This is a genomic window from Archangium lipolyticum, from assembly GCF_024623785.1.
GTDB classification, from domain to species: Bacteria; Myxococcota; Myxococcia; order Myxococcales; family Myxococcaceae; genus Archangium; species Archangium lipolyticum.
Map to the genome: position 1 here is coordinate 116,177 of NZ_JANKBZ010000035.1, position 8,783 is coordinate 124,959.

The 8,783-nt window shown below is 69.9% G+C and carries 6 protein-coding genes; 2 read left to right on the top strand and 4 right to left on the bottom strand.

Annotated features, from left to right (window positions below):
- Window positions 1–61: 61 nt before the first annotated feature.
- Window positions 62–1,381 (bottom strand): bifunctional ornithine acetyltransferase/N-acetylglutamate synthase, encoded by a 1,320-nt coding sequence (locus NR810_RS43730; protein WP_257461436.1) that lies wholly within the window; start codon window positions 1,379–1,381, stop codon window positions 62–64.
- Between the two features lie 89 nt (window positions 1,382–1,470).
- Entirely contained in the window at window positions 1,471–3,882 is a 2,412-nt protein-coding gene (locus NR810_RS43735) for a PQQ-dependent sugar dehydrogenase (protein WP_257461438.1), read from the bottom strand.
- Window positions 3,883–4,199: 317 nt separating this feature from the next.
- Here NR810_RS43735 and NR810_RS43740 point away from each other — a divergent pair, with 317 nt between their 5' ends.
- Window positions 4,200–4,499 (top strand): type II toxin-antitoxin system RelE family toxin, encoded by a 300-nt coding sequence (locus tag NR810_RS43740; protein ID WP_257461440.1) that lies wholly within the window; start codon window positions 4,200–4,202, stop codon window positions 4,497–4,499.
- A gap of 8 nt (window positions 4,500–4,507) precedes the next feature.
- Here NR810_RS43740 and NR810_RS43745 read toward each other — a convergent pair whose 3' ends face one another.
- Window positions 4,508–5,008, bottom strand: a complete 501-nt coding sequence (locus NR810_RS43745) for a hypothetical protein (protein WP_257461442.1) — start codon at window positions 5,006–5,008, stop codon at window positions 4,508–4,510.
- A gap of 187 nt (window positions 5,009–5,195) precedes the next feature.
- Between NR810_RS43745 and NR810_RS43750 the strand changes: the two genes are divergently transcribed.
- Window positions 5,196–7,421, top strand: coding sequence for a kinesin (locus tag NR810_RS43750; protein WP_257461444.1), 2,226 nt, complete (start codon window positions 5,196–5,198; stop codon window positions 7,419–7,421).
- A gap of 16 nt (window positions 7,422–7,437) precedes the next feature.
- Here the strand turns inward: NR810_RS43750 and NR810_RS43755 are convergent, their stop codons facing one another.
- Window positions 7,438–8,520, bottom strand: a complete 1,083-nt coding sequence (locus tag NR810_RS43755; protein ID WP_257461451.1) for an SGNH/GDSL hydrolase family protein — start codon at window positions 8,518–8,520, stop codon at window positions 7,438–7,440.
- Window positions 8,521–8,783 lie beyond the last annotated feature (263 nt).

Consider the following 8,783-nt stretch of genomic DNA (forward strand, 5'->3'; position numbering starts at 1 on the left):
AGGCATGCCCGAAGCGTAGATGATCTGCTTCGCGCCAGATAGCGGAGGCTGGAGCCACCGTTCAGCTGCGGTAGTCCGCGTTCTCGCTGATGTACTCGTGGCTGCGGTCCGAGCCGAGCACGGTGCTGCTGGCCGGGCCGGTGCCCAGCTCCACGTCGATCTCCACGGAGCGCTCGTGCGGCGGGAACGTCACCGGCGGGCGGAAGGTGAGCCCATCCGCGGGAGGGACGCTGGCGTACAGCTCGGCGCCCTTCATGTGGGCCACCAGCGCCTTCTCCGCCTCGTTGTCCAGGCGGAAGGCGCTCCGCTCGAAGATGACCCGGCCGCCCATGCGCAGGGTGCAGCGCGACAGGTCCACCTCGGGATGGTGCGCTCCCACGTACTTGCCGATGGCCGCCACCAGCCGGCCCACGTTCGGGTCGTTCCCGTTCACCGCGCACTGGAACAGCGGCGAGTTCACCACCGACTTGCCGATGCCCCGCGCCACCTCCTCGCTCGGGGCGCCGCTCACCCGCACGCGCATGACGTGGTGCACGCCCTCGCCATTGCGCACGATGTCCTCGGCCAGGTCCGCGCACACCTGCTGCAGCGCGGCCTCGAACTCCGGGAGGCTCGGGCAGGGCACCTTCCTCGAGGACAGCAGCGCCACCGTGTCCGAGGTGCTCGTGTCACTGTCCACGCTGATGCAGCCGAACGTCCTCGAGACCACCGCGTGCATCGTCGAGCGCAGGGCCTCGCGCGGCACGTCCACGTCCGTCATCAGGAAGACGAGCATGGTGGCCAGGTTGGGTTCGATCATCCCCGCGCCCTTGGCGATGCCCACGACGCTCCCGTTGCCCACCCGGGCCCGGCGGACCTTGGCGTACAGGTCGGTCGTCATGATGCCCTCGGCGGCGGGCAGCACCGAGCCGCCCGCGAGCGTGGACACCGCCTGGGGCACCGCCTCCACCATCGCGTCCACCGGCAGCCGCCAGCCGATGACGCCCGTGGAGCACGGCAGCACCTGCGAGGCGCTCAGCCCCAGCTTCCCGGCCACCGCCGCGCACAGCCGCTCGGAGGCCTCGACGCCCCCGGGCGCGCACACGTTGCTCACCTTGTTGTTCACCACCACCGCGCCCAGCGTGGCCTCCTTCAGCCGCTCGCGGCCGATGAGCACCGGCGCTCCCGGGAAGGCGTTTTTCGTGAACATCGCCGCGAACGCCGGGGTCGGCTCGTCGAGCACGATGAGGGTGAGGTTCATCTTCGCGGGCCTGGCCACCTCGGCGGGCATGAACTCCAGGCGCGTGCGCCCGACACGGAAGCCTCGGGGCAGGGCGGACTGGCCCTCCAGCCAGTCGCGGTGGGCCTCGGCGGAGGAGAAGGTCAGGTGCGTGCTGGGCATGGTGGTACCTCGCTGCGAGCGGAATGCGCTTGGTGCCGCAAACCCGCGGACGAATCAATGGTGGAGATGACCGGCCGCCCGGTTCGCGGCTAGGGAGGCGTCGGTTTCAGCCGCGCCTGGGGGATGACCTGCTTCTTTCCCCGGGTCTGGCCGGGGCTCGACCACAGCAGCCGGGCGATGGCCAGACCTGTCTTCTCGTAGAACTCCATCCGCAGGCTGTAGGCGACACCCGCCTGGAGCGTGATGGTGCCGGTGTTCTCGGTGGTGGGGTGCGCCGTCCACGCGTCGATGAGGAGCTTTCCGTCCACCCAGAGCCGGACGCCGTCGTTGGTCTGGGTATGGAAGGTGTACCTCTCCGAGTACTGGGGTACCACGCTCCCCGTCCAGCGCACGGAGAAGGTGTCGGCGCCCAGGGCGGGGTCGGGAGAGCCGCTCTCCCAGCGGAAGTCCACGGTGGCGTCCACCCGCTCCAGCTTCTTCTGGGTGAGGTCGGCCGCGTCGAAGTACTCCGCCCGCAGGCCCGTGCCGCTGCCCGGGTCCACCCCCGTGCGGAACACCGCCGTGTAGCGCGTGTCGACGGAGGGCGTGGCGATGGGATGCGTCGGGCCGCCTCCGTCCGACCAACGCTCGAAGAGGTACGTCGTCCCGTTCTTCACCTGGGGAGAGGCGGCTCCGAGCGTACGCTCCATGCCCACGACGCTCTCCACCTCCAGCGGTGCGGCCTGGGGCTGCCCGTCCAGCGTCACCTGGAGCCCCGTGGGCTCGGTGTCCACCCGCAGCTTCACCTTCCGGGGGTGCACGTCCCGGTAGGTCTCCCGGAGGGTCCCGCTGGAGTCCTCCACCCCCAGGTGGATGCGGTACCACACGTTCGTGGCGGTCTCGCCCTGGGTCGGCACGGTGAACGTCCCGCTCCTCACGCCGCTCGTGGAGGGCAGGAAGGGATGCAGGTGCTCGTCGTGGTGGAAGTCCACGCGCCAGGTGAAGGCGCTGTCCGGCAGCACGCCGTCCTCGGCGTCCGTACCGAGGCCCTCGAAGTGGACGGTGCTCCCGGCGGTGTAGAGCGTCCCCTCCGCGGGGGCGGTGATGGTGGCGGCGGGCGGGGTGTCGTTGCTCACGGTGAGGAGGGCCTCGTCGCTCAGCACCGAGCCGAGGTCGTTGGAGACCCGCACCCGGAAGTGGGCTCCCGAGTCCGGGAGGGCCACCGCCAGGGTGAGGCTGGCGGACGTCTGCCCCGACAGGTCCTCGCCATCGCGCTGCCACTGGTAGCTCAGGGGAGGCGTCCCGGAGGCGCTCACCGTGAACGTCACGGACTGGCCGGGCACTCCGGTCTGGCTCTCGGGTTGCCGCGTGAGGACGGGGGCCTCGCTGCCCGCCGTGTAATGGATGCGGTGCACGGAGTCGTCCTGGCGGTCCAGGTAGTAGAGGCTGCCGTCCGGCCCGACGTCGAGGTCCACCGGCGCCTCCAGCCCCGTGGCGAAGAGGGACACGGTGCCATCCTTCGGGTTGTACGTGCGGATCCACCCGTTGCAGTAGTCCGCGAAGAAGTAGCGCCCCACGTACTCCGCGGGGAACTGGAGCCCGGCCGGGTTGTAGAAGGTGCCTCCGGTGATGGCGCAACCCCTGTCCGTGCCCGAGCCGTGCCGGTAGGCCAACAGCGGCGCGCGGAAGCGCGAGTCGCTCGTGGGGCCCTCCGTATCCGGCCAGCCGTAGTGGGCTCCGGCGATGCCCTCGTTGATCTCCTCCCACGTGCTCGCGCCGACGTCGTTGATGAAGAGGCGGCCAGTGCCCGGTTGTACGGCGAAGCCGAAGGGGTTGCGCAGGCCCAGCGCCCAGATGGCCCGGTAGACGCCCGTGGTGCGCGTGGAGAACGGGTTGTCCGAGGGGATGGTGCCGTCCTTCTCGAGCCGCAGCAGCTTGCCTAGCAGCGTGTCGAGCCTCGGTGCGTTCTCCGAGCGCGCGTTCTCCCCCACGGCCACGTAGAGCTTGCCGTCGGTTCCGAAGTGGAGCGCGCCTCCATTGTGGGTGTTGGCTCCCAGCGGCTCGAGCTCGAGGAGGATCTTCTCGCTGCCAGGCTCGGCCCGGTTGCCGTTCGCGGTGAAACGGCTGAGGCGGTTGTGCACGGAGGGCTGGCGGGCCGTGTAATAGACGTAGACGTAGGGCTGGGCGGGGAAGCCGGGATCGAAAGTCACACCGAGCAGTCCCCGCTCCCCGGTGGCGTCGACGTTCAGTGCGAGGAATGGCTCGGCCAGCAGCTTGCCGTCCTGGAGGATCCGGAGCCTTCCTTCCTGCTCGCAGATGAAGATGCGCCCGTCCGGAGCGATGCTCATGGAGGTGGCGCTGTCGAGGCCGTCGACGAGCTCCGTGTCCGTGAATCGGGAAGGAACCGCCGCCTCCGCTTCCTTGTCCTTCCTTGGAAGGTGCGGGCTCTCCTGGGGCGCCACCTCCATGCAGCCCCACAGCAGGAAGAGACAGGCGAATGCCCGAAGGAAATCGACACGCATGGCGCACACTCCGGTCTGGATGAGGAGTCACCGGCTCTGGTGTGGAGCACGGCGCGTGGGGAGTGGCGGGTGACCCGGGGACCTCGCACGCCGACGAGCGGGGGCGTGTCCGGCGAACGTCCAGCGGTGGATGCCCTGACGCGGGACTGGATGGCACTCGTCAGCGGCCTTGTTCCCGAGGGCGGTGGGGATCGCGGGCCCTTCCGTCCACGGGCCATGGAGGCGTTCGTTAGATACTGAACTTCCACCCCTGCCGACCACCTGGTTCAAGGGGACGGAGGGCTGGTATGTTTTGTCCTCAAAGTATATGGAGAAGTGTGTCGCCTCACACTCCATCCACCGTGTACACCGTCGAGATCAGCCCACCCGCCTGGAACCAGCTCGCCCACCTGCGAGTGGAGACCTACCGCCGCATCCGTGATGCGCTGGACGCCGTGGCGGCCGAGTTGCCACAGGGGCAGGAGCGGGACTCGATCCGGCCGGTGAAGCCGCAGGGACACGGCTCGTCCCTGCCCTCGGTGGTGGTGGATGACGCGATCGCGCTCTACGACGTGGACCACCAGCGCAGGCGCGTGCTGCTGGTGGAGGTGGCGCGCCGGCTTCCGCGAGGGCCCTGAGGGCCCGGTCAGGGCTGGGGCGTGGTGGCCAGGCCCGGCGGGCCGTTGCTGGGGGGGGCAGCGGGCTCCTCTTCCTCGAGGGGGGCCGGGCTGATGGCGCCGTCACTCGTCACGACCCACGAGTTGTAGCGCCGCGCGGACACCTCACGGAGCTTGCCGTCCTCGTAGCAGAGGGTGTGCAGCGTGTAGTACGGCACCTTGATGCTGGGGCGGCCGTACTGGAAGCACTCCAGATTGCCGCGGCGCTCCCGGGCGATGGGCTGGCCGAGGATGCCCTTGACGTCCTGGGGAGACATCCCCCGGCGCACCGTGCGCAGGCCCCGGTAGGTGTCGAGGCGGAAGGGGACGGCCTCCTGGCGGTACGACACGACCACCACGCCCAGCCCGAGGATGAACAGCAGCGCGGCGGGGTACAGGAGGTAGCGGAGCTGGAAACGGGGGCTTCGCTGCTCCGTGTAGGCGCGGAAGATGACTCCCCGCTGGGCCGTACCCACGTCGATCGATCCCATCTGCTGCTGCTCTGGCTGGCTCACGCCATCTGACATGCCCCGATGCAGGGGCTGGATGCAAGCAGGTCGAGGCCTGAAGCGGGCAGGCGGGCGGGCGGATCGTCAGCCGGTCCCGCGTTCGTCAGCGCGCATGGACGTCTGGTGGGACGGGTATTGGACGGACGGCTGTGCTCTCTTGCGCCGCCATATGACACGTTCGCTCGTGTACCGCCGTTATGGCGGCTCGCTCCAGGTCTCCATCCCCTCGTTCGAGGTGCTCGTGGAGGCGGTCCGCATCCCGGAGACCCAGTGGCTGGCCACGGCCTGCCCGCTCGAGGGGCTCAACTGTGACCGGGGCTTTCTCTCCTTCGTCGACACCGACCGGAACGGGCGCATCCGGGTCGTCGAGGTCCGCGCCGCCGTCGAGCACACGGCGAGGTTGCTGAAATCGTACCAGGGCGTGGACTCGGCGAGCGAGGTGCTCGAGCTGGACGCGCTCTCCGAGGAGGGGGTGAAGCTCCGGGACGTGGCCGGCATCCTGCTGGAGACGCTGAAGGCCGGGGAGCGGACGCGCATCTCCCTGGAGCAGGTGAGGACCAGCGAGAAGGCGCTGCTCGAGGCGGGGCAGAACGGGGACGGTATCGTCGCCCCGGCGTTCCTGCCCGAGCGGCTGCGTCCGCTGGCGCGGAAGCTCATGGCCTGCTTCCCCGAGGTGAAGAACCGGGCGGGGCAGGCGGGGGTGGACCCGCCGATGCTCCAGCGCGCGCGGGAGGAGCGGAGCGCGCTGCTGGCGCACCTGGCGGGGAAGGAGTCGGTGCTGGTGTGGGGCGAGCGGAGCGTGGAGCACGCCCGGCGAATCCAGGAGGTCCGGCCGCTGCTGGACACGTACTTCCTGCAGTGCCGGCTGATCGCGGCGCAGCCGGAGGCCGTCGCGAGCCTCAAGCTGGAGGCGGGCCGGGTCCAGGGCGCGCTCGGGGACACGCAGGCGCTCGCGCGGGCGGTGTCGGAGCTGCCCATCGCGCCGCCCGAGCCGGGGGGAGCGCTGCGCTGGTCCCGGCTGTACCGGGGCCCGGCGTTCGAGACGCTCGAGGCGTTCCGGCGGGACGTGGCCGTGCCCCTCACCGCCGACATGGCGACGCTCGGGGACACCGCCTGGCGGGAGCTGTGCGCGAGGGCCGACGCCATCCTGGTGTGGTGGGCACGGCTCGACGCGAGCCCCCTGCGTGGGCTGGTGGACGCGCTGTCGGACATCCCCGAGTCCGATTTGGATGCCCTCGAGGCGGCATGCCGGGCGGACCTGTCGCTGAAGGACAAGCTGGACGCGGTGGAGGAGTTGGAGCGGCTGATCCTCTACCAGCGCTGGCTGCTGACGTTCGCCAACAACTTCATCAGCATGCCGGACCTCTACCAGACGAAGCGGCGGGCGCTGGTGGAGAAGGGGACGCTCATCCTTGGAGGGTTGCGGTACAGGCTGGCGGTGCTGGTGACGAACCGCGCGGCGCACTCGGCGCTGACGAGCCAGGGCACCACCTGCACCCTCTACGTCCAGGTGGTGGCGAAGGAGGGGGGGGAGAGCTACGAGGTGGCCGTGCCGGCCACGCGAGGCCGGAGCGCACACCTCCTGGTGGGCAAGCGCGGCGTATTCTACGACGTGGAGGGCCGCGAGTTCGACGCCGTGGTGACGCAGGTCATCCACCAGCCCGTCTCGCTGTGGGAGGCGATGACGAGGCCGTTCGAGCGGATCGGCCGCTTCATCTCCACGAAGATCGAGGGGATGGCGACGGCCGGGGAGAAGTCGCTCGACGCGCAGCTGGAGAAGGGGTTCACGCCGGCTCCGGTGCCCCCCGCTCCGGGTGCTCCCGCTGCTCCGGCTCCGGCGGCTCCGGTGGCGGGGCCGGCGGGCTTCATCGCGGCGCTGGGCATCACGTTCGCGGCGGTGGGTTCGTCACTGGCCTTCATCGTGACGCAGGTGAAGTCGCTCACGCTCTTCGATGTCCTCTCGGCGGCGATCATCGTCGTGGCCCTGGTCATGGTGCCGTCGGGCCTGCTGGGCTGGCTCAAGCTGCGCAAGCGCAACCTGGCGCTGCTGCTGGAGGGCTCGGGTTGGGCGCTCAACGACCGGTTGATGGTCACACGCGACCTGGCGGCCCTCATCACCCGCAGGCCGAGGCTGCCGAAGAACGCCACCGTGGATCGGACCGACGTGCTGCGCTCCGTGCTCGTGCGGGTGCGAGAGGACGATGAGGCGGAGCAGGGCTCGCCGGGGGCGTGGATCCTCATCGCGCTCGTCATCCTCTTCGTGGTGCTCTGGCAGTTGCGCGAGCCGCTCCTGCGCGAGGCCTGCAAGCGCCAGTGGATGGCCGGAAGCACATGCGATGCGGTGCTGTCTCCGGGGAACTCTCCAGCGGTGCCGCCCGTGCAGCCGAAGCCGTGAGGCTTTCTCGGGGGGGCTACCGCCAGCCGAGCAGCTCGCGCAGCAGGGATGTCAGCTGCCCGGCGACGCGCTGGTGTGTCTTGCGGCTGGGGTGCCAGGCGCAGCCAAAGCCCTCCTCCTCGCGGCGGGGGGGCACCTCGACGAAGTGCACGCGGGCATCTCCGCCCTGACGCAGGGTCTCCACCACGCCAGAGATGAGCGTGCGGGCATGGGTGCGCGCGTGGACCTCCTTGGGCCACTCGTCAGCGAGACTGGAGCCGAGGACGCAGAGGATGTGGGCGTTGGGGTAGCGGCTCCGGATGCCCTCCACGAGGGCGCGGTAGGCACCGCGGAAGCGCTCCTCGCCGGGGTGCTCCTTCCAGAAGTCATTGGCGCCGAGCTGGATGACCACGGCGTCGGGCACCCACGAGTGGAAGTCCCAACGGCTGTCCTCGCGATAGGGGAGGGTGCGCTCGTAGAGCTGGGGCAGGGTGGGGGTGGGGTCGTTCGAGTAGTTGACGGCGACGCCCTTGCCGGAGAAGGCGATGAAGGCCGCCTCGGCCTGGAGCTCGCTGGCGGCGAGGGCGGCCCAGGTGAGGGAGTTGCGCTGGGTCTCCGCGTTGAAGCTGCACGTCTCGTTCTTGCCCTCGATGCCGTAGCCGGTGAGGCCCGAGTCGCCGATGAACTCGAGGCGGCGCGAGGGGGCTGGGGGAGCGGGCAGCAACCGGGCACCCGGATCCAGCTCGAGCCCGAGGAGCTGGGTCTCCCCGACGACGGACTCGGTCTCCTTCTCCAGGCGCAGCACGTGCTCACCCTCGGGGAGGTGTTCGGCGAGGCGGTAGAGCAGGCGTCCCTCGCCCACGTAGAGGTCGCGGAAGGGCGAGCCATCCACGCTGAAGCGGAAGCGGTTGGGGGACAGCTCCTCGTTCTTGGGCAGGTCGAGCAGACGCAGGCCGATGGAGGTACCGGTGAAGCGCGCGGTCAGGGACGTGCCCCCCCAGGCGAGACGGGGACCACCCGGATGCTCACGATCCACCCGTCCGCTGAAGTGTAGCTCCGAGGCCAGGGGAGACACCTGCACGGGAACGGTGCGGCAGCCACCGAGCACTGCCAGTGCCATCACCAGGCTCAACAGCCTCCAGGGGGCATGCCTCGTTCGCGAATCGAGGGGATGGCTCATTCCCTCCATTCTAGTTCATCCGACAGCAGCCGATTGGATGCGAGGAGGTGAGGACCTCTCGGTCGCACTTCGCGCCAACTGGTCCGACCACAGGGTTGATCAGAATAGCTCTGGAGGCTCGTCGCAGGCCGGGGAAGCAGGCAGCAGGAAGTAGACGCACAAAAGCCTGCGGCGGGTGAGCAGGCGGCTGACGTTGTGGGCCA